General features: G+C 67.6%; 26 protein-coding genes and 1 riboswitch. Of the genes, 10 read left to right on the top strand and 16 right to left on the bottom strand.

Annotated features, from left to right (window positions below; translation table 11 throughout):
* Window positions 1-233: 233 nt before the first annotated feature.
* The 3 genes from AB0M15_RS08895 to AB0M15_RS08885 form a co-directional block, all read right to left on the bottom strand.
* Window positions 234-422, bottom strand: a complete 189-nt coding sequence (locus AB0M15_RS08895; RefSeq protein WP_020389018.1) for a DUF3073 domain-containing protein — start codon at window positions 420-422, stop codon at window positions 234-236.
* Between the two features lie 214 nt (window positions 423-636).
* Complete coding sequence (locus AB0M15_RS08890) at window positions 637-1452, bottom strand: ABC transporter permease (protein WP_363815524.1); 816 nt, start codon at window positions 1450-1452, stop codon at window positions 637-639.
* Window positions 1453-1489: 37 nt separating this feature from the next.
* Window positions 1490-2377, bottom strand: coding sequence for an ABC transporter ATP-binding protein (locus tag AB0M15_RS08885; RefSeq protein WP_343970813.1), 888 nt, complete (start codon window positions 2375-2377; stop codon window positions 1490-1492).
* A 167-nt stretch (window positions 2378-2544) separates the two neighbouring features.
* On the opposite strand from AB0M15_RS08885, the gene AB0M15_RS08880 reads away from it, so the two are divergent.
* Together AB0M15_RS08880 and AB0M15_RS08875 are read left to right on the top strand one after the other, a co-directional pair.
* Window positions 2545-3708, top strand: a complete 1164-nt coding sequence (locus AB0M15_RS08880) for a histidine kinase (protein WP_363815521.1) — start codon at window positions 2545-2547, stop codon at window positions 3706-3708.
* Window positions 3705-4361, top strand: coding sequence for a response regulator transcription factor (locus tag AB0M15_RS08875; RefSeq protein WP_328332927.1), 657 nt, complete (start codon window positions 3705-3707; stop codon window positions 4359-4361). The genes AB0M15_RS08880 and AB0M15_RS08875 overlap by 4 nt, the downstream gene beginning before the upstream one ends.
* A 124-nt stretch (window positions 4362-4485) precedes the next feature.
* Here AB0M15_RS08875 and AB0M15_RS08870 read toward each other — a convergent pair whose 3' ends face one another.
* The gene (locus tag AB0M15_RS08870; protein WP_363815519.1) at window positions 4486-5349 is read right to left on the bottom strand and encodes an NlpC/P60 family protein; all 864 of its coding nucleotides are present in this window, start codon (window positions 5347-5349) and stop codon (window positions 4486-4488) included.
* Window positions 5349-5542: riboswitch (cyclic di-AMP (ydaO/yuaA leader) on the bottom strand. It overlaps the preceding gene by 1 nt.
* A gap of 260 nt (window positions 5543-5802) precedes the next feature.
* The gene (locus AB0M15_RS08865) at window positions 5803-6765 is read right to left on the bottom strand and encodes a threo-3-hydroxy-L-aspartate ammonia-lyase (protein ID WP_363815517.1); all 963 of its coding nucleotides are present in this window, start codon (window positions 6763-6765) and stop codon (window positions 5803-5805) included.
* Between the two features lie 87 nt (window positions 6766-6852).
* Here AB0M15_RS08865 and AB0M15_RS08860 point away from each other — a divergent pair, with 87 nt between their 5' ends.
* A complete protein-coding gene (locus AB0M15_RS08860; RefSeq protein ID WP_363815516.1) occupies window positions 6853-7215 on the top strand; it encodes a YciI family protein in 363 nt (120 codons plus the stop codon).
* 63 nt (window positions 7216-7278) lie between these two features.
* On the opposite strand, the gene AB0M15_RS08855 is transcribed toward AB0M15_RS08860, so the two are convergent.
* A complete protein-coding gene (locus AB0M15_RS08855; RefSeq protein ID WP_363815514.1) occupies window positions 7279-7461 on the bottom strand; it encodes a YegP family protein in 183 nt (60 codons plus the stop codon).
* A gap of 91 nt (window positions 7462-7552) precedes the next feature.
* Window positions 7553-8233, bottom strand: coding sequence for a TetR/AcrR family transcriptional regulator (locus AB0M15_RS08850; RefSeq protein ID WP_363815512.1), 681 nt, complete (start codon window positions 8231-8233; stop codon window positions 7553-7555).
* Window positions 8234-8324: 91 nt separating this feature from the next.
* Here AB0M15_RS08850 and AB0M15_RS08845 point away from each other — a divergent pair, with 91 nt between their 5' ends.
* Complete coding sequence (locus AB0M15_RS08845) at window positions 8325-9752, top strand: MFS transporter (RefSeq protein WP_363815510.1); 1428 nt, start codon at window positions 8325-8327, stop codon at window positions 9750-9752.
* A gap of 48 nt (window positions 9753-9800) precedes the next feature.
* On the opposite strand, the gene AB0M15_RS08840 is transcribed toward AB0M15_RS08845, so the two are convergent.
* On the bottom strand, window positions 9801-10544 hold the full coding sequence (locus AB0M15_RS08840) for a phytanoyl-CoA dioxygenase family protein (RefSeq protein WP_363815508.1): 744 nt from the start codon (window positions 10542-10544) through the stop codon (window positions 9801-9803).
* Window positions 10545-10614: 70 nt separating this feature from the next.
* Between AB0M15_RS08840 and AB0M15_RS08835 the strand changes: the two genes are divergently transcribed.
* Entirely contained in the window at window positions 10615-11460 is an 846-nt protein-coding gene (locus tag AB0M15_RS08835; RefSeq protein ID WP_363815506.1) for a helix-turn-helix domain-containing protein, read from the top strand.
* On the opposite strand, the gene AB0M15_RS08830 is transcribed toward AB0M15_RS08835, so the two are convergent.
* Complete coding sequence (locus AB0M15_RS08830; protein WP_363815504.1) at window positions 11453-12298, bottom strand: biopolymer transporter Tol; 846 nt, start codon at window positions 12296-12298, stop codon at window positions 11453-11455. The genes AB0M15_RS08835 and AB0M15_RS08830 overlap by 8 nt on opposite strands.
* 146 nt (window positions 12299-12444) lie before the next feature.
* Between AB0M15_RS08830 and AB0M15_RS08825 the strand changes: the two genes are divergently transcribed.
* Window positions 12445-12930, top strand: a complete 486-nt coding sequence (locus tag AB0M15_RS08825) for a GNAT family N-acetyltransferase (protein WP_363815502.1) — start codon at window positions 12445-12447, stop codon at window positions 12928-12930.
* On the opposite strand, the gene AB0M15_RS08820 is transcribed toward AB0M15_RS08825, so the two are convergent.
* Together AB0M15_RS08820 and AB0M15_RS08815 are read right to left on the bottom strand one after the other, a co-directional pair.
* Window positions 12920-14098 carry a hypothetical protein gene (locus AB0M15_RS08820; RefSeq protein ID WP_363815500.1) on the bottom strand — a complete coding sequence of 393 codons (1179 nt, stop codon included), beginning with the start codon at window positions 14096-14098 and terminating at the stop codon, window positions 12920-12922. The two genes, AB0M15_RS08825 and AB0M15_RS08820, sit on opposite strands and share 11 nt — an antisense overlap.
* Entirely contained in the window at window positions 14095-15183 is a 1089-nt protein-coding gene (locus tag AB0M15_RS08815; protein ID WP_363815498.1) for a hypothetical protein, read from the bottom strand. Before AB0M15_RS08815 ends, AB0M15_RS08820 begins: the two co-directional genes overlap by 4 nt.
* Before the next feature lie 258 nt (window positions 15184-15441).
* Here AB0M15_RS08815 and AB0M15_RS08810 point away from each other — a divergent pair, with 258 nt between their 5' ends.
* Complete coding sequence (locus AB0M15_RS08810) at window positions 15442-16248, top strand: hypothetical protein (RefSeq protein ID WP_363815496.1); 807 nt, start codon at window positions 15442-15444, stop codon at window positions 16246-16248.
* A 92-nt stretch (window positions 16249-16340) separates the two neighbouring features.
* Window positions 16341-17660, top strand: coding sequence for a hypothetical protein (locus tag AB0M15_RS08805; protein WP_363815494.1), 1320 nt, complete (start codon window positions 16341-16343; stop codon window positions 17658-17660).
* Window positions 17661-18135: 475 nt separating this feature from the next.
* On the opposite strand, the gene AB0M15_RS08800 is transcribed toward AB0M15_RS08805, so the two are convergent.
* Entirely contained in the window at window positions 18136-18699 is a 564-nt protein-coding gene (locus AB0M15_RS08800; RefSeq protein WP_363815492.1) for an NUDIX domain-containing protein, read from the bottom strand.
* A 130-nt stretch (window positions 18700-18829) separates the two neighbouring features.
* Here AB0M15_RS08800 and AB0M15_RS08795 point away from each other — a divergent pair, with 130 nt between their 5' ends.
* Entirely contained in the window at window positions 18830-19960 is a 1131-nt protein-coding gene (locus AB0M15_RS08795; protein ID WP_363815490.1) for a serine hydrolase domain-containing protein, read from the top strand.
* Here the strand turns inward: AB0M15_RS08795 and AB0M15_RS08790 are convergent.
* The 3 genes from AB0M15_RS08790 to AB0M15_RS08780 form a co-directional block, all read right to left on the bottom strand.
* Window positions 19935-20660 carry an aspartate/glutamate racemase family protein gene (locus AB0M15_RS08790; RefSeq protein WP_363815488.1) on the bottom strand — a complete coding sequence of 242 codons (726 nt, stop codon included), beginning with the start codon at window positions 20658-20660 and terminating at the stop codon, window positions 19935-19937. The genes AB0M15_RS08795 and AB0M15_RS08790 overlap by 26 nt on opposite strands.
* On the bottom strand, window positions 20657-21259 hold the full coding sequence (locus AB0M15_RS08785; protein WP_363815486.1) for a dihydrofolate reductase family protein: 603 nt from the start codon (window positions 21257-21259) through the stop codon (window positions 20657-20659). Before AB0M15_RS08785 ends, AB0M15_RS08790 begins: the two co-directional genes overlap by 4 nt.
* A 144-nt stretch (window positions 21260-21403) precedes the next feature.
* Window positions 21404-22363: a carbon-nitrogen hydrolase family protein gene (locus AB0M15_RS08780; protein WP_363815484.1), complete on the bottom strand. Its 960-nt coding sequence runs from the start codon at window positions 22361-22363 to the stop codon at window positions 21404-21406.
* A 270-nt stretch (window positions 22364-22633) separates the two neighbouring features.
* Here AB0M15_RS08780 and AB0M15_RS08775 point away from each other — a divergent pair, with 270 nt between their 5' ends.
* The gene (locus tag AB0M15_RS08775; protein ID WP_363815482.1) at window positions 22634-23221 is read left to right on the top strand and encodes a GNAT family N-acetyltransferase; all 588 of its coding nucleotides are present in this window, start codon (window positions 22634-22636) and stop codon (window positions 23219-23221) included.
* On the opposite strand, the gene AB0M15_RS08770 is transcribed toward AB0M15_RS08775, so the two are convergent.
* Complete coding sequence (locus AB0M15_RS08770) at window positions 23202-23513, bottom strand: hypothetical protein (protein ID WP_363815480.1); 312 nt, start codon at window positions 23511-23513, stop codon at window positions 23202-23204. The genes AB0M15_RS08775 and AB0M15_RS08770 overlap by 20 nt on opposite strands.
* Between the last annotated feature and the right edge of the window lie 24 nt (window positions 23514-23537).

Raw genomic sequence — 23537 nt, 5'->3', positions numbered from 1 at the left:
CAGGCGCGGCAGCAGCACGGGCGTCGTGCAGCGCGGACGGCTCGAGCCGAGACGCTTCGCCTGCGCCCAGAAACCGCTCAGCGGGCACCGCAGAAACGCCCCGGACCTCAACGCGTCGACAGGGCAGGCTAGAAGGACCTGTCCTGCCGTGTGGTGGAACTACGTCGGCCAAGCACAGTCGACCTGTCCGAGCGCCCTGAGGACGCTGGACAGGTCAGAGTGCTGCTGCGGCTTTACCGACGGGGGTGGTAGTCGTCGGCGTCATCGCCGACGTCTGTGTCGTTGTTGCCGTTCGCAGAGGTACCACCCTCGTCCCCGCCGGACAGCTCTTTCTTGAGCTGGTCCAAGTCGGTGTCCCAGGTGCGGTACTTCAGGTCGCGTGCGACCTTCGTCTGCTTGGCCTTTGCACGGCCGCGCCCCATAGCGTCGACCCCCTCGCACAAGTCAACCGGGTACGCAGCGTGGCGCCCACGGATCAGTCGTCAGTAATCGTGGTTACAGGTTACCCGGAGCCGGTGTCCGACACACGCACCGCCCCCTGACTGGACCTCCGAAGAGGTCCGATCACGTGCCGGGAGGCCTGTCCGGTCCCCTCAAACCGGCCAGGCCTCCCGCGTTCTGGGCCCCTCAGCGGGGCTACTTCACCTCGCGACGTGAGCTTGCCCACAGTCCGACGATGGTCGGCAGGACCACCCAGACCCCGATCGCGGTGAGCGTCTCGGGCAGCATCCCGTGCAGGTCACGCTCGGCGATCCGGCCGAAGGCGCCGAACACGTCCAGCCAGTTCGCGTTGTCCTTGAACAGGGCAGGTCCGGCCAGGGCCCAGGCGGTCGGGGCGACGAAGAAGACCAGGATGGCGACGGCGGTCTGGGCGATCACCGCGCCGAAGGCGGCACCCATCACGACGTTCAGCGCGGTCGACAGGTAGGCGCCGGCCAGCGCGCCGCCGATTCCGGCGTACGAGGCTCCGCCGCCGTCGATGGCGCCACCGATCGCCGTGGCGGCCAGTGCCATCAGCGCGGTCACGCTCAGGACCACGGCGCTCAGCAGGATCGCGGAGACGAACTTGGCGAACTGGACCCGGATCCGGCGCGGCGACAGCGTGAACGTGGTCAGCGCGGTCCGCTGGGTCCACTCACTCGTCATCGCCATCACGCCGATCACCGGCAGGATCAGCATGACCCCGGTCGACGCGGCGGCCAGGTAGCCGTCGAAGCGCTGTACGCCGTCGTTCAGGTGGGTGAGCTGCCAGGTCAGCGCGGCGACCGCCAGTGCCAGGATGCCCAGGATCAGGAACCGGCCGCTGCGGGTGTTGACCGACTTGCGCAGCTCGATCGCGACGAGCTTGAGGAAGGACTGGCCGCGTGCGGGCGGCAGGGAGGTGGCGACGGCGGCCCGGTGCTTGCCCGGAGCGGCCGCGAGAGCCGGAGAAGAGATTTCGGTGACAGCCATGATGTTTGTACTCCTGGAGCTGGAAGGTTCGGGGTGATCAGGCAGCTGCGGCGGTGGGGCTGGTGAGCTGGAAGAACAGCTCCTCCAGGCCGGCGCCGTCGCTCTCGCGCAGTTCGATCAGGACCTGGCCGGCGGCAGCCGCGGCGCGGCCGACCTGCTCGGCGGTGGCGTCGACGCGCAGCGCGCCGTCGTACAGCGGCTCGAGGTTGAGTCCGGCGGCGGTGAGGGCCTCGTTCAGGCCGATCGGGTCGAGGCCGCGGACGAGCGTGCCGCTACCGGCCAGCAGCTCCTCCAGCGAGCCGTTCGCGACGATCTTGCCGCCGCCGATGACGACCAGCCGGTCGACGGTCGCCTGGACCTCGCCCAGCAGGTGGCTGGACAGGATCACCGTGCCGCCGCGGGAGGCGAAGTCCTGCAGCAGTCCACGCATCCAGCGGATGCCCTCGGGGTCCATACCGTTGGCCGGCTCGTCCAGGATCAGCGCGGCGGGGTCGCCCAGCAGCGCTGCGGCGATACCGAGCCGCTGGCGCATCCCCAGCGAGTACTGACCGACCCGGCGCTTCGCGGCCCCCGTGAGCCCGACCGCCTCCAGCATCTCGTCCGCCCGGCTGTTCGGTACGCCGAGCAGCGACGCGTTGAGCAGCAGCGTCTCGCGACCGGTCCGGCCCGGGTGCTGGGCCGCCGCGTCGAGCATGACCCCGACGACCCGCCCGGGGTTCGGGAGGTCGGCGTACTTCTTGCCGGCGATGGTGGCGCGGCCGGAGCTGGGCGGGGTGAGCCCCGTCAGCATGCGCAGCGTGGTCGACTTGCCGGCGCCGTTCGGGCCGAGGAAGCCGGTGATGCTGCCCGGCTCGACCGTGAAGGAGACGTCGCTGACCGCCGCGTGGTGGCCGTAGCGCTTGCTGAGGTTCTCGACTGTGATCATGGCCCTTACTCTTCCGGCCACGACCCCCTCGGCACATCGACCGACCGTCTCCGGTGACCCCCTACTTAAGTCGCCGGAAACCCTGCCGGACCCCCACCCGATGGGGGACACCAGGCATCAACGGAAGAGGGACGTAAGTCGTGATGTGCCGCGACTACGCTGACTCAATGCAACGGTTGCGGCGCTGGTACGCCTGGTTCATCCGGCGCGCCCCGCGCATCCGGGATGTCCTGTACGTCGCATTCAGCCTGCTGACGATCGTCGCGCAGGCGTCCTCCGGCAAACCGGGCTGGCACACCAGCGACTGGGCGGTGCTCGGTGTCGGCATCGTCGCGTCGCTGGCCCTGTGGTGGCGCCGGAAGTACCCAGTCACCGTCACGATCATCGCGGTGGTCGCGCTCGGCTCGGTCGGGGTCTTCATGCCGGTCGGCCTCGCCCTGCTGACCCTGGCGATCCGCCGGCGCGACCTCGCCATGGGAGTCCTGACCTTGGCGGCGTACGTCGCCTACGTGCTCCAGAACCGTCCGTCCAACGGCGACCTCTGGGTGCCCATCTTCACCGGCCCCTTCGTGATCGGCGCCTGGGTGGCGGTCGGCGCCTACATCGGTGCCCGGCGGGACCTGATGGCTTCGCTGCGGGACCGGGCCGAGCGTGCGGAGGCCGAGCGCGAGCTGAGAGCCGAGCAGGCCCGGCTGGGCGAGCGGGCCCGGATCGCGCAGGAGATGCACGACGTACTGGCCCACAAGGTCTCCTTGATCGCGCTGCACGCCGGTGGGCTCGAGGTGAACCCGGCCGTCGGCCCCGACAAGGTGGAGAGCTCGGCCGGCCTGATCCGGGAGACGGCCCGGCAGGCCATGGAGGATCTGCGCGAGGTCCTCGGCGTACTACGGACCGACCTGAGCCAGAACGGCGCCGACCTCGCTCCGGTACCACGTGCCGCCGATCTGGAACGGTTGGTGGAGGCGTCGCGCGCGGCCGGCGTCCAGGTGACGAGCTCGTTCAACCTGCCGGACGACGTGCCGGCCCTGGTCGGGCGGACGGTCTACCGGGTCGTCCAGGAAGCGCTGACCAATGTGCACAAGCATGCGCGCGGGGTCCATACCGAGGTACTGGTCGAAGGCGCGCCCGGGACCGGGGTCAATGTGCGGGTGACGAACGTCCGGCCGGTGGCGGCTGATTCACTGTTGCCCGGCTCCGGCGCAGGCCTCGTTGGGCTGCGCGAGCGCGTGACGCTATCCGGTGGGCGTCTCGACGCCGGACCTACACAAGACGGCGGGTGGCGGGTTGAGGCCTGGTTGCCCTGGTCTGATGGCAAAGAAGGAGAGCGATGACGCGGCTGTTGATCGTGGACGACGAGGCATTGGTCCGGGCCGGACTGAAGATGATCCTGGAGTCCGCTGACGATCTCGAGGTGGTCGCGGAGGCCGACGACGGTGCCGATGCGGCCCGGATGGTTCGCGAGCACAAGCCGGACGTCGTGCTGATGGACATCCGGATGCCACGGCTGGACGGGCTGGCCGCGACCCGGGAGGTCCAGGCGCTGCCGGATCCGCCGAAGGTCGTCGTACTGACCACGTTCGACCTGGACGACTACGTGTTCCGGGCGCTGCAGGCCGGGGCGAGTGGGTTCCTGCTCAAGGACACCCCGCCGCGTGAGCTGGTCCAGGCGGTCCGGGTGGTGGCGGCCGGCGACGCGATGCTCTCGCCGGCGGTGACGAAGCGGCTGATCGGGCACTTCGCGGCGGATCCGCGGACGGACCGGCAGCGGACCGCGCGGGAACGGCTGACCGCACTCACCGATCGGGAGCGCGAAGTCCTGGCGGCGGTGGCCCGCGGGCTGTCGAACGCCGACATCGGCCGGGAGCTGTTCATGAGCGAGGCGACCGTGAAGGCGCACGTCTCGCGGGTGCTGGTGAAGCTGGACGCCACCAACCGGGTCCAGGTGGCGATCCTGGCCCACGACGCAGGATTGCTGGACACCTAGTGCCTTGCGTCCGGAGATGGACAACCGGCCGGGCGTCGTCGGAGGGGTGGGGGTGACGACGCCACGACCGGTTGTCAGGTCAGCGGCCCGAGGGGGGAGTCAGTGCCGCTGACGGGTCGGATCCTCAGACACGGCCGAAGGCCACGCTGCTGGTCCAGATCTTCGCCTTGCCGATCGGCTTGCCCGGCTTCGAGGCGTGCCACAGCATGCCGCCACCGGCGTAGATGCCGACGTGGTAGACGCCGCCGCCACCGCTCTTGAAGAACACCAGGTCGCCGGCCTTCGCCGTCGCGCGGCTGATGTGCTTCGTCGCGCTGTACTGCTGACGCGAGGTGCGGGGCAGCTTCTTGCCGGCCTTCTTGTAGACGTAGCCGGTGTAGCCGGAGCAGTCGAAGCCCTTGGTGGTCGTGCCGCCGTAGCGGTACGGCGTGCCCTTGAGCTTCGCGGCCTCGCGCAGGACCTTCGCACGGAAGGTCGTGGTGGTGGCGGCCTTGGTACCGACCTTGCCGTAGAGCACGCCGTGGTTGGCGGCCCAGGTCAGCCGGCCCCAGGTCGGCTTGTTCATGTAGCCGGTGGCGCTGAGGCCCCAGGAGCGCTGGAACTTCTTCAGCGCGCCGACGGTGCTGTTACCGAACCAGCCGTCCTGACGCAGACGCAGCGTCTTCTGGACGTACTTGACGGTTTTGCCCGAGTCGCGGAAGCGAATCAGGGGGCGACTGGCGATGCTCGCGTTACCGCGGATCTGGCCGGCGGTGAGCTTCGCGGTGGTTGCTGCCGAGGCGGTCTGCGGAGCGCTGACCACGCTGATCGCGGCTCCACCACCGACGGCGAGGCCGACCGAGAGGACGGCTGCTGCGGCCCGAGGGGCGGCCGCGGACTTGCTGGACTTGCGGTGCTTTGCCAACCCGCGGCCGGTGGGCCGGGTACTGGCATCGCTGGACTGACTGACGGCGCCATGAAGCGCTGTCCGTCGGGCAGTGACGGGCATGGTTGTCTCCCGACGCCTGTGAAGTTAGCTGTCGGGTTCGGGCTGAGAGTCAATAGCCCGGTCCGCTCCCGCGGACTTCACCCCAGGGATCCGACCACTCACGGTCGGAACCCAACTTCCTGGGTCCCCCACTCCTGCCATGTGGTGTTCGAGGGGAGCGGGTGTGCCTGGCAGGACTCGGCGTTGACACACTCGCAGTTCGGCGCATTTGTCGAACCGCCGACGACTGTATAACAGAACGATCACGACGCAAACCCTCAGATCCACAGAGACCCTCCGGAAAGGCCCTGAGCGGCTCTCTGACGGCTCAACGATCCAGGATGAACACCAGGTGTCCTGAGCGCGTCTGAGCGTGTCTCAGGCGCCCGCACAGCGAATTCATGTGACCCCGGCCACATCATGAAGTCGCTTTCTGTGACAACGAGCACAGTGCGTACTCAGGCCGCCCTTGGCTCAGTGCTTTCCGAGCACCTCGAACCATCGCTCCAGGCCCACATTTCCGCCTGAAACCACCACTCCAACGCGCTCGGGGACGTTCTGGATCCGTCCGGCCAGCAACGCTGCCAGCGCGCAGGCACCACTCGGCTCGACGACCACCTTCAGCCGCTCGAACAGGAACGTCATCGCGGCCCTGATCTCGTCGTCGCTGACCAGTGTCACGCTGTCCACCAACCGCTGCACGATCGGGAAGGTCAGTTCACCCGGCGTGGAGATGGCCTGCCCGTCGGCGATCGTCCGCGGTACTTCGATCTCGACCCGCTCGCCGGCCGCCAGCGAGCGGGCGGTGTCGTCACCCGCCGCCGGCTCCACACCTATTACTCGTATGCCCGGCGACAACTCGGTCGCGGCCGTCGCACACCCGGAGATCAGGCCGCCGCCTCCGATCGGTACCAGCAGGGCGCCGAGCGGGCCGACCTCCTCGATCAACTCCAGGGCGACCGTGCCCTGCCCGGCCATCACGTCGTAGTGGTCGTACGGCGGAATCAAGGTCAGCCCGCGCTCCTCGGACAGCTGCCTGGCCAGGGCTGCCCGGTCCTGCCCGTACCGGTCGTACGTCACCACCTCGGCGCCGTACCCGCGGGTGGCGGCCATCTTGGTCGGCGGCGCGTCCTTCGGCATCAGGTTGACCGCTGTGGTCCCGGCCAACCGCGCGGCCAGTGCGACGGCTTGCGCGTGGTTGCCCGACGAGTACGCCACGACGCCTCGGGCGAGCTGCTCGGGCGAGAGCCGGCTGATCGCGTTGAAGGCGCCGCGGAACTTGAACGCGCCGATCCGCTGGAAGTTCTCCGCCTTGAGGAACACCTCCGCGCCCACCCGCTCGTTCAGGGTGCGCGAGGTCAGTACCGGTGTCCGATGCGCGAATCCCTTGATCCGGCCTGCCGCCGCCTGGATGTCCGCGAGAGTCAGCTCAGTCATGACCAGACGCTATGTCAAAGTGGCGGAGGCCGCTCCGTACTGATGACAAGAGGTTCCCGCTGGGGAGCCGATCGCGAAGGAGAGATCGTGAAATATCTCGTTGTGCTGAACATCAATCCGGACGTGCTGAACGCGTTGACCGAGGCCGAGCAGCAGGCGATCTTCAGCGGGCACGAGAAGTTCCTCGAGACCGTGCAGGCCTCCGGCGAGTTCCACAGCACGGTCGCGCTGGCCGAGCCGGCCAAGACCTCGGTGGTCAAGGTGCGCGACGGGGTGCCGGCCGTGACGGACGGGCCGTTCCTGGAGGCGAAGGAGTTCCTCGCCGGCTACTACCTCTTGGACTGTGCCACCCGGGAACGGGTCGAGGAGCTGGCCGCGATGATCCCGGACGCGTCGGTCGAGGGGCTCGGGGTCGAGATCCGCGAGGTCATCCACGAGCTGGGACTGTAACCCTGGAACGAGACAACGGCAGGAGCTCCGCTTCGGGGAGTTCCTGCCGTTGTCGTCGGTTGATCAAGAGGTCTGGTCGTCGACCTTCGCGTCGCCGGCGTTCTTCTTGACGGACTCGATGCCGTTCAGGGCGCCGTCCTTGCTCTTGTAGCTCTCGCTGACGGCGATGATCTCGCCGTTGCCGGCCTTGAGGCGGAACCGGAACCCGCCCGACTTGTCTTCGTACAGCTCGAACTTGCCCGCCATGACAAAACCTCCGTGTGATGGTCTGACTCCGCTTCGGAGCGTAGACCCCGCAGTTGACTTGTGGCGGGAGGCAAGCAGGTGTGTGTCGGGGTCAGGCCTGCAGGCCCGCGCGGACGCCGCGGATGCCGGCGACGACGAGGTCGATGCCGAGGCGGTAGTACAGGTCGTGTGAGGCCGGGCAGATCAGGGTGTCTGCGGCCGCAGTGATCAGTGGGTAGCGGTGCGGGGAGAGGGCGGCGAGTGAAGCGCGCTTGGCGCGCAGGCCGTCTTCGCGGGCGACCGGGTCGGTGTCCTCGGTCGCGCCGGGCTCCGCGGTCACCAGGGTGATCAGTGAGCAGACCGACTGCCGCCCGACCTCCGCCGCGTTGTCGGTGGAGAAGCCGCCCTCGACCAGCAGCTCCATCGTCCGCTCGGCGAGCGCGAGCCCGTCCGGCGAGACCAGGATCCGGTACAACGTCAGGCCCGCCGCCTTGGGATGCGGCCGAAGTGCCTTCACCAGCGCAGCTAGTACTGCGCGGAGCTGGACGTCCCACGGCTCGTCGGTCGGCTCGGGCAGCGCGATGTCGGCCAGGATCCGGTCGCCGACCGCGGCGAGCAGATCGTCCTTGTCGCTGAAGTGCCGGTAGAGCGCCATCGGCGTGACGTCGTGCAGCTGGGCGAGCCGGCGGATGGTGAGCGCGTCCAGCCCTTCGGCGTCGGCGATCTCCAGCGCACTGGTCGCGAGCGTATGCGGGTCGAGCCGCTTGGTGGTCGGGCTGCTGGTGGGGGGCACGTTGACAAGTTTACAACGTAGACCTACCGTTTACGAAGTACGCATACAACGTATACATACAACGTAGACAGACTCTCCTGTGAGGTACGCAATGCGACGCAGTCCCTGGTCGACGCTGGCGGTCCTGGCGCTGGCGCAGTTCATCGTGGTGCTCGACGTGACGATCGTGAACGTCGCGCTGCCCGACATCCAGGCGGACCTGAAGTTCTCCGCCGACTCACTGCAATGGGTCATCAACGCCTACACGCTGCTGTTCGGGGGCTTCCTGCTGCTCGGCGGCCGGATGGCGGACATCCTCGGCCCGCGTCGCGTCTTCGTCGGTGGCCTGGTGCTCTTCGGCGCCGCCTCGCTGGTAGCGGGGCTGTCCAACTCGCCTGAGTTCCTGATCGGTGCCCGCGCCGTCCAGGGTCTGGGTGGTGCGCTGCTGTCACCCGCGGCGCTCGCGATCCTGACCGTCACCTTCGCGCACGGCCGGGATCGCAACATCGCGATGGGCGTCTGGGGCGGCCTGGCCGGCCTCGGCGGCACGCTCGGGGTGGTGGCCGGCGGTCTGCTGGTCGACTCGCTGAGCTGGCAGTGGGTGTTCTTCGTGAACGTGCCGATCGTGGTCGGACTCGTCGCGCTGATCCCCGTCTACATCCGCGACACCCGCCACAACGAGAACGGCAACCGAGCGTTCGACACTGCGGGCGCTGTGCTGGGTACTGCTGGTCTCCTCTCAGTTGTCTATGCGGTCGTACGGTCCGAGCCGAAGGGTTGGGGTTCGGGCGAGGTCGTCACCTTCCTCGTCGCCGGTGTCGTCCTGCTCGCCGCCTTCGTGATGGTCGAGCGCCGGTCGAAGGCGCCGCTGGTACCGCTGCGACTGTTCCGGTCGCGGGCACTGAGCGTCTCGAGCGGTGCACTGGCGCTGAACGGCGCGGGCTTCCTGTCGATGTTCTTCCTGACCGCCATCTACCTGCAGCAGGTCCGTGGCGACTCCGCGCTCGAGGCCGGCCTGCACTTCCTGCCGATGGGTGGCGCGGCGATCGTCGGCGCGGTGCTCGCCTCGCAGCTCGTCCAGAAGCTCGGCACCCGCACTGTGCAGCTGAGCGGAGCAGTACTCAGCGTGGCCGGGCTTCTGTTGCTCTCGCAGGCCGGCGCGACCGACAGCTACGCCGGCCACCTGCTGCCTGGTTTCATCATCTTCGGCTTCGGCATTCTCGGGGTCGGCGTACCGGGACAGATCACGGCGGTCTCCGAGGTCGAGCACCACGAGGCCGGCGCCGCGTCGGGCGTGGTGAGCGCGATGTACCAGGTCGGTGGCGCGCTGGGTCTGGCGATCGTGACCACGCTGTCCATCACCCGTACTACGGATGCGCTGGCCAACGGAGTCCCGCAGCAGCAGGCCTTGGTCGACGGATTCCAGCGCGGACTGTTGGTTGCCGCCGGGTTCGCAGTGGCGAATGTCTTGCTGACGCTGGCATCGCCGCAACTCCAGCCGACCGCTGAACAGCTCACGGAGGCAGCAGCCGCCGCCTGAGGTTCATTGCCTTTGGCCCCCCATCGACGAGATGGGGGCCAAAGGCATTCAATGCGGCTGAGGAAAGGTGTCGCCGTCGAGCGGGTCGCCGGGCTTGAGGGAGAGAGGGTCGGTGACCGGGTGGGGATGCCCGTTGTACTGGGTGGCCGCGTCCATATAGATGGTGACGTGGGCCAGGCGCGCCAGGTCGGTGCGGTTGGGGAGTGCCATGTGGCCGGTGTAGCTGTTGTGGAACGTGCAATCGCCTGCCCGCAAAGGGACGGTGACGCGAGGGCTCCAGCGCAGCGCAGGAGCCAGCTGGAAGAGGTCGTCCTCGTCGTGCAGGTTCTGCGGTTGCAGCGTGGTCTGGTGATGACTGCCGGGGAGGAAGGTCATACAGCCGCGCTCAGGTGGTACATCCACAAGAGCGATCCACGCCGACAGAGAGTGCCTGTCGTTCACGTGCGGCCAGTAAGGCCTGTCCTGGTGGAACTCCGTCGCCGCATTGTTGTGCGGCTCCTTCACCAACAGCTGGTCATGCCATACCCGGACCGGTACGCCGGCCAGCTGCTCCGCCACCCGAGCCACCCCTGGATGCAGCGTCAGCTCCCGTCCGATCGCGTCCTGCTGCCAGACGTTCACCAGCTGCGCGAAAACCCCGCCCTTCTCCAGACTCTCGCTCCGATGCTTCGCCAGGTACGCCGTCGCCGCCTCCCGGAAGCGCTCGACCTCCACCGGACTCAGGATTCCCGGAACTCGGACGAACCCGTTCTGCCGGTACTCCGCAACAACCTCACCGCTCAGCTCACTCATGACTCCAGCCTGGCCAGCCGGTCGCCCCGACGCCTAGGCGAATCCCGGCCAACGCTCGTACGATCCCGACATGCCCGAGACTCTCCACGAGCACGCGCTGTTCGCCGGCAACTCGGTCCTGGGCGCAGTACACACGTTGAGCGACGCAGTACCGGCCCATACTCACGACTTCGTCGAGCTAGCCGTCGTCGGCCCGGGGGAGGGCCGGCATCTCACCAGTAGTGGCGAACGCCCGCTCCAGCACGGCAATGTCATCGTGCTCCGCCCCGGCGCTTGGCACGCCTTCCTCGATTGCACTGACCTCACAGTGGCCAACTGCTGCGTCTCTACTCGGGCACTGCACGCCGAATTGGCCGGGCTTCGCGAGTTCCCGGAGTACCGGCGTTTGCTCTGGACGGATCCGTCTGCGCCCGGCTCGTACGGCGTACATGTCGCTACTGTCGACGCAGTGGCGGCCAGTGACGCGATCGCCGCAATCGCTGCCCTAGAAGGGCATTTGAGGACCGGGACTGTTGCATTCGGCCGGCTATTGGGTCACCTGGCAACTGTGCTGGGGATCCTCGCCGATGCACGCACGCCGATGGCAACATTCAAACGCCATCCAGCAGTGGCGACCTGCCTTGCCCTTGTCGAAGACGATCCAGCGCACGCTTGGCGCTTGGACGATCTGGCCGCTGCCGTGGCGCTCGACGCCGCGTACCTCGGCCGGATCTTCCGGAAGTCGACCGGCCTCTCACCACTCGACTACCTGGCCCGCCTGCGAGCAGAACGCGCAGCAGCTCTGCTCGCCAACTCGGAGCTCCCGATCGCCCGCATCGGTGCCGAAGTCGGCTGGCCCGATCCCACGTACTTCGCCCGCCGCTTCCGCGCGTTGTCCGGCCTCACGCCAACGGAGTACCGGCAGCGGTCTAGTTGATCGGGTAGGCGACGTAAGCGAAGTACTGGCCGTCCGGCGACCAACTGGGGACGTTCATCGTCCCCTGGCCGCCGAAGACCGTTGCCACCTCGCGGGTCCGTCCGCTCGCTTCGAGCAACCGCACTCGCACGTCCTCCACATCGGCGGGATGTCCTTCGGTGCCCGGCGGAAAGCTCACGTACGCGACCAGCGAACCGTCCGGCGACGGATGCGGGAACCAGTTCACCCGCTCGTCGAACGTCAGCTGCTCGACGACCTCACCGTTGATCCGGAACAACTGCGCCTGCCCGGCCCGCTCGGAGTTGAAATAGATCCACTCCCCATCCGGCCCGTACTCCGCGCCGTCGTCGGCGAACTCGTCGTCGGTGAGCTGCACATCGACCCCACCGGCCACCGGAACCGTGTAAACGTTGGTGATCCGGCGCCCGTCACGGTTCTCCAACCCGACATAGGCGAGCCGCTCGCCATCAGGTGAAATCCCATGCAGATAATGGTGAACGCCGTGGTCGTTGCTCACCCGCCGGCCCACTCCACCGGCCAGCGGCACGGCGTACAGATGCCCGTCCTCCGCCGACACATAGACGGTGGATCCATCCGGGCTGACGACATGATCGTTGTTGATCTCCGGTACGCCGCCGAGCTCGATCGGCTCGAGCTCGCCACCACCGGCCGGTACCGCGAACAACCCGCCGTCCCCGTTGACGATCAGCCGATCGCCGACCCAGTTGGGCGCCTCGAACAACAACGTCGAGGAGGCAAACACCAACCTCGACTCAAATGTCACGACATCCACGACGTAAAGCTCGGCCTGCTGATCCGCACGAAGTTTTCTGGGCACGTTGCCAGAGTAGGCGGTGTTCGACAAACGTTAGATTTCCGTCACGGCCGTTTGACACTCCGCGATCGCGGACACACTCACTGCGGTGCTGTCACAGTTTTGTCATGCGCTGTCGACGGTGCGGAGACGCACGGAGGGGGTCGGCCTTGGAGTTCCAGGTGCTCGCCGCGGACGACTGGAAGCTTTTGCGGGACGTCCGGCTGCAAGCCCTCAAGGACTCACCTGGCGCCTACATCTCCAGCTACGAGACCGAGGCCACCTGGACCGAGGCGTCCTGGCGCCGCTCCTTCGCGGACGCCCTCTGGGTCGTACTCCGCAACGGCCGCCGCATCATCGGCCTGGCCCGCTCGCTGCGGGTCGACGGCCGCCCACCCGACGAACGCCATCTCGAAGCCGTCTGGGTCGAGCCGCGCCATCGGCGTACCGGCGTGATGCGAGCACTGCTGCTGCACCTGACCGAGCTCGAACCGGACGTCCACGACTGGCTCCTCTGGGTCCTCGACCACAACGCCGAGGCCCTCGAAGCCTATGAACGCCTGGGCTTCGAACCCACCGGAGAACGTCAGCTGCTCACCGACAGCTCCGGCAGAACGGAAGTCCGGTTCAGGCGTAACGCGCTGTCTACGCCGTGATGCGGCTGTCCACGCCATAACCGCAGGCGATCCAGGACTTCAGGTCGAGCTGGTCGAGCGCGTCCTGTTCGGCCAGGCCGATGCCGTCGCCGCGCAGTTCCTGCTGCCAGCGGTTCTCGTCCTCGCGCCAGTTGTCGATGAACTCGACACACAGCTCCGGCTTGATCTGCTGCAGCTGCTCCTCGGCCGCTTCGAGTGAGATCAGCGCTTCGGTCATCTTCCAGGAGTCGCCGATGCCCTGCTTGTTCATCACTGTCTTCAGGCGATCCGAGGTCTCCGCGATCAATGACCCGCGGCTTTCCATCATGTCCTGCCAGAACCGCGGGTTCGCCGCGCTCCGCAGCTGTTCGTTGAAGTCGACGCCCGGCCTGCCCTCGAACAGGTTGTACATGCCTTCGGCGAGCAGATCGCCGAACTCCTCGCGCCTGGCCCGCAGCGGGTCGGCGAACGGGTCGTACTCGTCCTGCCGGACCTCGCCGATCTTGGGCAGCGAGCGCGCCGCCGCGTGCCGGGCGAAGAAGAACCAGTCCTCGTTGTAGACGTCGGGGAAGAACGACATCGCCGGGTGCTGGGTGTTGACGCCGAGCACCGCGCCGCTGACGAAGACGTCCTGCCGGAAGCCGGCCAGCCGGCGGGCGTGGCAGACCACCGAGTTGTCCGGGAAGTACCGGCTGGCCATCGACGCGACCGGGTGGCGGTCGAGGCTGGCGGCCAGTCGCTCGACCTGCTGGGCGTTCAGCTTGTAGATGTCGTCGTCGACGAAGAGGATCTTCTTCCAGCCGCGGCTGCGGGCGAGCCGCAGACCGATGTTGCGCTTCACGCTCAGGTCGCTCGACCGCCCAGCGCTGACCTCGCGGTAGGCCTCGCCGGAGGTCCTCGGGGTCCAGGTCTGCGGGTAGCCCTCGGGCACGTCGACGACCAGGCCGCGAGCGCCGAAGGTGGCCGAGATCCGGTCGGCGACCCGCTCGATCTGCGCCTGCCGGCTGCACAGCACGACGAGCGGCACCGACAGCGCGGCGGACAGTGTGATCAGGTGTTGCGGCAGCGACGCCCGGGCCGCCGGGACGACGATCGCGTCCAGGCCGCTGCGGGTCAGCGGGACCGACGACGCCGATACGTCACGCAGCAGCGATGCGTGCGACTGCTGGTGCTTGAAATGACGGCTCACGGGGCGTCAACTTTCTCGTTCGGCGACCACTCGTAGAGCCGGCTGTCGGCGATCTCGAGGTCGGGTGACATCGCCTCGCCGTTCACGACCTGCACCTTCAGCAGCAGGGCGAACTCCCCGCCCGGAAAGCGCTTGGACAGGAACGCCTCGTTGCGGTCGCGAACGGCGATGTCGGTCAGGGTCCGCACGGATCCGAGCACCCCGCGGCTGTGAATGCCGTTGCAGATGGTGATCGTGCGGCTGTGATTGAAAGGGTTCCGCAGCCGGGCCAGCAGGGCGACGTCCTCGACCAGCTCGCGGCCGCCGTCGTCGGTCGGCTCCCACAGTGGGCGGTATTCCTTGCCGCCGGCCCTGCTCACCCGGAAGATCTCACCGGTCTCCAGGTCGGAGACCTCGACCTGGGACACCGGCAGATCGCTCAGCAGCTTCAGCAGCCGCTTGGTCACCTGGTTCCAGGCGACGCCGCCGAGCACGACCACGTGACTCGACATGTGGTCGGCGGTGACCTCCGACGGAAGCCGGTGCACCACCTTGAGCTCCGGGTTGGAGGCTCGGACGTGTCCCCACAGCTCGATCAGAGCGTCGAGATCGGCGTATCGGTACATTCGGGTGTAGTTCGGCTGAAGTTCATCGGCGAGCACCGAACGGCCCTCCTCGGGCGCCTCCGGGCAGATGATCGTGACGTCACCGCTGTCGAAATCCCAGGTGTAGGAGCCACTGCCGGACGGCCCGCTCGCCGCGCCGAGATTGCGGGCCGCGTCGCGCAGGGCGAGCAGCTCCTCGTGCAGCGTCTCGAAGCGTTCCTTCTCCGCGGCGGTCAGTTCACGCTCGCGGATCAGGTGCGGAGTGCCGTCGACGGCTCGGTTGGTACTGAAGAACAGAGCGTAGGAGCGGAGCCGCTCGGCCGGCGGCAGCTTCGGGTTGCTGACCGATTCCCAGGAGCTGATCGTGGGCACGGCGACCCGGACGTCGTCGCTCAGCGCACGCGCCAACGCCTGCTGGGTCAGTCCGGACTCGTGGGACTCGCGCAGGCCTCGCAGCCTTCTGGCGAGTCGTACGGCCTCTGGTGAGGGGGCCAAAGTCACTCCCGAAAGATGTTTACGGCCCACCGGAAGGCGGGCATGGCGTCACCGTACACCTGAATCCAGCTGATTTCACCATTTGGCTCGCTAGGTGTACTCAAGCTCTACCCGAAGTACACCTTGTGCATTAGAATCACAGTGTTGCCAAGTAAAGCTGGGCGGTCAGAGCGGTAAAGACGGTCGGGCTTGGGGGGCACTGAGCACCTGAGTGAGGCGTTCGGAGCCCATCGCGGCGGTTGGCTGGACGAGAGCAGGTGCGCCATGGACACCGCAAGAGGCGTGACCGACCCGATCCACGCGCTCGAGATCGGGCAGTGGCGGTCAGCTCAGCTCTTGCTGCGCTCCGATCGGCGGTACGACGCGATCCTGGCGGCCGAGTTGCGGACCATCGCGCTGGCGATGGCCTACCGCGCCGCCGGTGAACACGGCAAGGCCTGGTCGACCCTGGCGATCGCCGCCGCGAACCTCCATCGCCGCTTCTCCTGGCTGCCTGTACTCCGGTCGAACGGCAACGATGCCATCCAGCTCGCGTTGCCGCCCGAGCCGGCGCCGGACAGCGCGGGACGCGCGGCGTACCGGACGATCCGGCTGATCTGCCGCGAGCAGGGCGAGCTGCGGCATCTGCGGCGTCAGGTCAGCGAGGGCAAGGCCGGCCTCACGGAAGACCGTCGCATCCTGGTGCTCGCCTTCATCGAAGCGGTCTGTTGGGTCGAGTTCGACCTCGACGCCTGGGCACCGAAGAACCCGCCGAACGACGACGTCGCGGTGCTCGAGCGGCACATCGCCGAGCTGGCGGATCGTCGCCGCGACGCCTTCCTGCGCAGCGCCTCCAACCTGCGGCGGCTGGCTCGCCCGACGGCCGGCGCGATGACCAAGTCGGTCTGGGATCGCGCGGACCAGTACTCCGGAGTGCGCTGGCTCGCCCTGAGCGAACTGGCCGGCCGGTGCGAACCGCCGTGGACCGAACCGGCTCTCGCGGGTCGCGTGCCGGTCCGGACCTGGGCCCAGAACGCCTGGCAGATGGCGCGAAGGCCGGTGCACGACGGCCTTGCCGGGGCAAGTGTTTGAGTCCTAAGCTTTTCGGACATCCACTTTCCATTCCCAGTGGAAGACATCCCCCGGTAGGCATCCTGAGCCGGCGGCGCGAAAGTGAGGTCGACATGTTCGCCTTCGTGACCGCGCCGGAGAGCACGATCCGGGCCGCCTCACCCGAGGTCCGGGTCACCGCTCACGATCCCGGCGAGCTGTGCTGGCCGACCAGTCTCGGGACGGGGATCACCGTCGCGGTCGATCTGGCGCGGCCGCAGCGCTGGCATTCCGTCTCCGTCGCCGATTGGGCCGAGGCGGATCCGGTCCTGCTGGCCGCGTTGATCGGTTCGGACGCACGCCGGCGCCTGGCGGCGCTGCTCGCGTCGGACCCGTCGTCGGGTGAGGACGAAGTGACCGTTGCGCTCTCGCCGACCAGCCCGTGGCTACGGGTCGCCGTGATCGACGCGCTGGATCGCTGGCTGCATCTCGACCTCGATCAGACGCTGGTGAACGCGGAGCGCGCGGTGGCCCGGGCCCGAGCGGCCAAGACCTTCCGGCCGGGACCGTTGCGGGAACGCTTCATCGGCGAGGCTCTGACGGCCGCTCGATTCGCCGCGAATGGATTGGCCGACAAGCTTTCCTCACTCGGCGAATCGGCCGCCCCGTTGCCTTCGGACCTGTACTGCGGGTTGCGCCGGATCGCGAACGGGTATGCGGCGCTGCGTCGGGAGGGCGTCGACGGGCCGGAGAAGGAGCTGGCGCGGGTGGCCAGGGCCTGGGCGGGGCTCAAGTCCCGGGTGCCGGTCGGCAATCGGGTCGGTGAGGCCTACGTCGGCGCAGCCGCGCAGTACGGGTTGAGGAGTGAAGTTGCCGCGGGCAAGGTGGTGTTCACCAGCACGGTGGATCCCCGGCAGGTGCCCGCGCGGATCGTCGGCGACGGTGTTTCGGTCACCGAGATCCGGATGGAAACGGTCTACGAGGATCAGGAACCGGCGGTTCTCGTCACGGTGCCCGCGTTCTGTTCGCCTCTGCCTTCGGCTGTGGTGACGGATCGGTTGCTGGTGCGGCTGGTGGATCGTTGCTCGGGGGAGGTCCGGCAGACCGCGCTGCTGAATCTGGTGACCGGAGACGAGGCCGATCAGCTCGGTGCCGATGCTCCGGTGTTCGCGCGGGTCGTGCCGCTGCACGGTGCGTCGCCAGAGAACGTGCGCGCCGATGTCTTCCTGGCGGACAGCGACCGGGCGCCGGTGAGCGCCGACACGGACGCTGAGTTGCTGCGCACCTTGCGGTCGGTTTCGCTCCTGTCCGAGTGGAGGTCGACGGTCGCCGAAGCCCGCCTCACCGGTGATCTGGAGGCACGGAGCCGGCTGGCCGCGCGGCCGGAATGGTCAAGTACACAAGGCGCCGGCGACCTTCTCGTTGCCGAGCTCGCCGCCGCGCACTCGCGATGATGCCCTCGCGGCATCGTTGGTCGCACGCAGGGCAGTAGGTAGTGCGTAATAGGGATCAGGGGCGGTGTCTGTGCCGGCTCCCTCGACCTAGGAGCGCGCCATGGCCGAACAACTCTCCACCCTCGACCTGCTGCCGCCGCGACTGCCCGCAGCACCTCTGCCCGTCGTCGATCAGCTGCCACAGGAAGCCTTGTCGGACTTCGTCTACAGTCGGCGGGCCTGGGACGTGTCCCGGCGTACGACGATCGTGCTGTGGCTGCTCGTCGCTTTCGGGCTCGCGAGTTGCGTCGAACTCCTGACCGTCGTTCGGAGTACCAAGGCCTGCAGCGGATTGGCCTGCTCGGTGGCGACGTACGGCGGGCACCCGATGCTCATGCTGCTGCTCGCCGCTGCCGGAACGACTGTGTTGCTCGCGACGGCGGCCTTCACCAGAGGCTTTACCCGGCTGGGCGGAAATGCCTTGTGGGTAACGGTTTCAGCGGCCGGTCTGACCTTCGCGGCGATCGCCGGCGTGCTCGCCGTGTTCGTCGCGTCGGCGTTGATCATGCTGGTCGCGATCCTCGCCGTGACCGTCTGCTGCGCCTTCTTCGCCGACCACAGCTAGCCGCAGCCAGCGGGAGATCAGCGCATCCGCCGGCAGTTCGCCGAGGTCGATGGACACCCATCGGGCCTCGGCGAGCTCCGCGTTCAGCCGGAAGTCGGCCGACGTCGCCGTCGCGGTGACGATCGCGAGGTGGTCGACCTTGCCTTCGAGCTCGGTCGTCAAGGTCTTCAGGACAGTGGCGTGCTTTGCTTCCAGGGACAGCTCTTCGGAGACCTCGCGAACCGCGGCGGCCTCGGCGGTCTCCTTGCGCGGGTCGTACCCGCCGCCGGGCAACGCCCACCACTGCTGATCCACGTACGAATGCCGGACAACGAGGCACTTGGCCGGGTCGTCGGGATGCTTCAGCAAGGCTTTGACGCCGTACGTCGTCGGCTTCCGCAGCCGCCACCACAGCCGCCTGGCTCGATGCCCCAGTCGCATCACTCTTGCTCGCACCGTCAGCAACTCCTTCTTGTTCCGGCCCTAGAGAATCCCCTACCCCGGTGCAGCGGTGAGAACCGGGGCGTTCCCTGATGTGCGATTCAGGTCCGCGAACGGAGGGTGGGAGCTGACTGAGGAGGTCGGGATGAAGCGGACGCTTCGGATGGTGGTGGCTGGGGTTGCGGTCTTGGCTGTGAGTGCGGTGCCGGCTGTTGCTAGTGCTGGTCTTGGGACTCGGGGTGGTGCTGGCGGGGTCGACCGGGGTGGGTTGCAGCCGGCGTTGGATGGGGTGGCGGCTGGTACGGCGGTGGGGGCCTTGGCGGAGGTACGGGCTAAGGAGGGGGTGTGGCGGGGGACTAGTGGGGTTGCGGTGATGGGGACATCGCGGGCGGTGCCGGTTGATGGGTCGTTCCGGGCGGGGAGTATCACCAAGACGTTCGTCGCCACCGTGCTGCTGCAGCTCGTCGACGAGGGGCGGGTGCGGCTGGATGACTCGGTCGAGAGGTGGTTGCCTGGGGTCGTACCCAACGGGCGGAACATCACCTTGCGGCAGTTGCTCAACCACACCAGCGGGTTGTACGACTACGTTCGGACTCTTGCGATGCCGCCTTCGCCGGAGTTCTTCGCCGGGCGGTGGCGGACGTGGACCGCTTCCGAGCAGATCAGTCAGGCGCTGGCCCACCCGCCGACGTCGGAGGTGCCGGGTTCGGAGTACTCGTACTCGAATACGGGTTATCTGCTGCTCGGCCAGGTCATCCAGAAGGTGACGGGGCGGACGTACCGGCAGGAGATCGAACGCCCGGTGATCCGGCCGCTGGGGTTGCGCGGGACCGTAGTACCGGGGACTTCTCCCTGGATTCCTGGACCGCATCCGCACGGCTACGTGCCGACCGACCTGACTTTGACGCACTACGTCGACTACACGGAACTGAACCCGACGTTGTTCGGCGCGAGCGGCAACATGATCTCGACCACGAAGGACCTCAACCGCTTCTTCGCCGCCCTACTCGGCGGCCGCCTGCTCCCGAAGCACTTGCTGAAGGAGATGAAGACGCCCGGCACGCCGACCCGCAACTACGGCCTGGGCCTGTCCTGGAAAACCACCACCTGCGGCATCCGCGTCTACGGCAACGACGGCGATGCCCTCGCCTACAACGCCTGGTCCTTCTCCACCACCGACGGCCGCCACCAGGTAACCATCGCCCTGACCCCCAACTTCCACGGCGACCCAGACACCGCAGTAAACACCTTCATAAACAAGGCAATCTGCGGCTGAACAGCCTCCCGTAACCGTCGATCCGGAGACTCGAACCGGTGGCGGCCAGCAGCGCCCAGAGCAGTACCTGGTTCGCTTCCAGGACCAGCTGGCCGGTCCTACGTTCGAGCTCTCCGATCGCCCGTGCAGCACGGAAGCCGTTACCGGCGATGAAGATCGCTTCGATGGAGGCGTCTGCGTGAGTACTGACGTAGTCGACCACCTGCTCGGGCTGGACCTGTTTCGGGTCGTTGGGGAGCGATGTCGCTGTCAGGGTGACGGCGTCGATCTGTTGCTCGCGGAAGTAGTTGGCGCCGAGGTCCGCCATCTCGTCCTCGAACCACGGTGGATGGATCAGCGCGACCCGGCGTACCCCGAACGCCTTCAACGCCTGCACGGCGGCGACCCCGCTGCTCACGACCGGTACGCCGGCCAGCTGCCGGAGGCGTTCGAGCAACTCGACCTCGGCCGCGTACCCGATCGCGTATCCGGAGGTGGTCGAGGCATAGGCGATGACATCGGCCGACGCCTCGACGAGTGAGCCGACCAGCGGCCGCAGAGCTGAAGGTGTCGCCAGCGTCCGGAGGTCCGCGGCCGCCGACGGAGGCTCCTCAGCGAGTTGCGCTACGACGACCTCGAGACGGGCCGACGCCATCTCAGGGATCTCGACTTCAGGTCCTGGAGCGGCATGCGGCGTCAGCACCCCGACCGTGAGCCTCACCGCGATACTGGGAAGACGAGATGGATGACCCGGTCGCCCTGGACGCAGGTCGTCGGGTTGCCGAGGACGGCCTCTCCTGTGGCGAGGTCGCCGAAGAAGGGGCGGTTGCCCTCGCCCATCACCACCGGCACCAGGTCGACGGCCACTTCGTCGAGCAGACCGAGCTCTAGACACTGTTTGGCGATAGTCCCGCCGGTCACCGCGACGACCTGGTCGCCGGCGAGCTCCTGCGCTCGTGCGATCGCCGCCTCCACCCCATCGGTGACAAAGGAGAACGGTGCGTCCGGGTGAGCCTCGACCCACTCTGTGGGCACCCGATGCGTCACCACCACGACAGGCACATCCAGCGTGTGCCGCCCCCGCCACCCCTCAGCCACGTCGAACAGCGTCCGCCCACAAACCAGCGCGCCGAGCGAGGACGTCCACTGCCGCAGGTGCTCCGCGCTCGTCGGGGAGACATGGAGGGCGAAATCCTCAGCGGGCGTCGGCATCTCGACCTCGCCCTTCTGCAGCCAGTCGAACAATCGCCCGATGCTGTTGTCCTGCTTGGCGACATACCCGTCCAACGACATGTTCGCCTGCGCCACTACTTTGCCCATGACCTCGTCCTCTCAGCTGTTCCCCGGTCTGTCCTCCTCACTCTGTCCGACCGTCACCGCCGCGGTCGTCACCACATCTGATGACATCGCGGACTAGGGGGCGCCCCACCCGCACTGTGAGTGCGGGTGGGGCGGTGGAGCCGGCTAGGAGTTGATGCGGTCTCGGGTCTTGCGGCGGAAGGCTCGGCCGATCTGGGTTACGTCGGCTTGGTGGAGGTCGGTGAGGGCGATTCCCGGCGTACTGTCCGCAGGGCCCTGGGCTGTCCAGTTGCCGGTGGGGTCGGAGATGCCTGAGTTGATACCGGCGCCTGGGTTGGCGGGGACGGCGAGGCTGATCCAGTAGGTGTTGTTGACGGCGTGGCCGCGCGCCTGGACGCCGATGTGCTCGTTGTGGTCGACGCCGGTGCTCGCGTACGAGACCAGTACGCCGTCGACCTCGAGCCGGTCGTACTCCGTGAAGAGTTCGGCGAACAGCACGTCGAGCCCGCAAGCGAGCCCGAAGCGGTAGCCGTCGACCTCGAAGGTGACCGGCTTGTCGCCGGGGGTGTACATCCAGGTGACCTTCGTCGTCGACAGCATGCGTTCGTCGTACCGGCCGACGATCTGGCCCTGGTCGGACACGACGTACATGCTGCTGTACGGCCGCGCCGGCTCGGGCAACCGGTGTACCGACGGGAGGACCGTCCAGATCCCCAGCTCGCCCGCCAGCTTGGCGATACTGTCGAGCTCGGACTGCAGGACGGCCCACTCGGCCTTGCTCCAGTCGGACGAGCCGATCTCGTCGGGGCCGAGTTCGGACATGATCACCTTGCTGGGGAAGCAGAGCGCTCCCTCGGTGAAGTGCACCAGACGAGCCCCGTTGTGGGCCGCCTCCTTCATCAGGCCGCGTACTTCGGCAGCGCTCGCGCGCAGCCCGTCGGCGTCGGTGGGATCGACCCGGACCGTCGACTGGGCGACGGCGATCCGCAGGCTGGTGGGGGTGGGTTCCGGCATCTTGTCTCCTGAAGGAGTCGGACGGAAGTGCCGGAGGGCAGCCGTGTAGGACTCGCCCGTTTTGGCGGCGCGGGCGCGGACCCGTCGCTTGAAGTTCCTGTGCGCTGTCATCTGGCCTTCCACGCACTCGCACGCGATCCCCCAGCGATCCCGCCCGAGGCAAGAGACCAGGACGAGCGGCCCGAGACCAGAGATCCCTTTGCCTTCTCAGCGGACCAGGCTGGGGCCGGTCGACGAAGGTGAGGCGCGGGCCGCGCCGGGCTCACATCCTCGCCGACGTCCGGGCCCCCGGTCAATCACCCCGCCGAGGGGCGGCGTGGCTCACCGGCGTACCGGTCGAATGCGGACGGAGATCGTCCGTGAAGCGTCCTACGCTGGAGCATGGCGAAGATCGTGGTGGTGCCGGCGGAGCTCACGACGCGGGCGCTGACGCCCGAGACGTGGGACGCGTTCGCGGATCTCGCGGAGCGGCACAACGGGGTGTGGGGCGGGTGCTGGTGCACGTTCTTCCACACGATGAAAGACGAGAAGACCTATGACGCGGACAACAACCGCGCCCTCAAACAACGCCTCGTCGAAGAGGGCCGGGCGCATGCGGCGCTGGTCTTCGACGGTGACGAGGCGGTCGGCTGGTGCGAGTACGGCCCACCGGCGGAGCTGCCGAACATCAACCACCGCAAGGAGTACGACGCGAAACTCGGCACGCCACCCGACTATCGCCTGACCTGTTTCTTCGTCGACCGCAGATACCGCAAACAGGGTGTCGCGGGTGTCGCACTCCGCGGCGCGCTGGACCTGATCGCCCAAGCCGGCGGCGGAGTCGTCGAGGCCTATCCCCAGGACACCGGCGGCAAACAAATCACCGCGTCCTTCCTCTACAGCGTCACCCGCACCCTCTTCGAAGCCGAAGGCTTCACCTACGTCCGCCCCAAAGGCAAAAACCACTGCATCATGACGAAAACGATTTAGTCGTCGGCTTGGCGACTACTGCGCGGATGAAGTTGAAGACGAGCAGCGCCGGCAGGATGAATGCCTGGAAGAACATCATGTAGCTGCCGCCGTCGAAAATGAAGCCGAGATAGATCCCGTATCCGAGAAAGGCCAGCCCGGCCAGCGCACTCAGGGCCCGCGACCCGGCCGACTGATCAGCCGTCTTCACCGCCGCCATTCCGACCATCACCACACCGCTGATGCACAGCAGCACGACGTACCACGAGAACACCGGGTCCAGCCCGAAATCCAGATTCACGACGATCCCCACCCCTAGTGAAAACCCCACCTCAAC

The sequence above is a fragment of the Kribbella sp. NPDC051718 genome, from assembly GCF_040681515.1.
In the GTDB taxonomy this organism is placed as follows: domain Bacteria; phylum Actinomycetota; class Actinomycetes; order Propionibacteriales; family Kribbellaceae; genus Kribbella.
The sequence above is the reverse complement of the archived record's forward strand: the minus strand, read 5'-3'. Positions and strand labels throughout refer to the sequence as shown.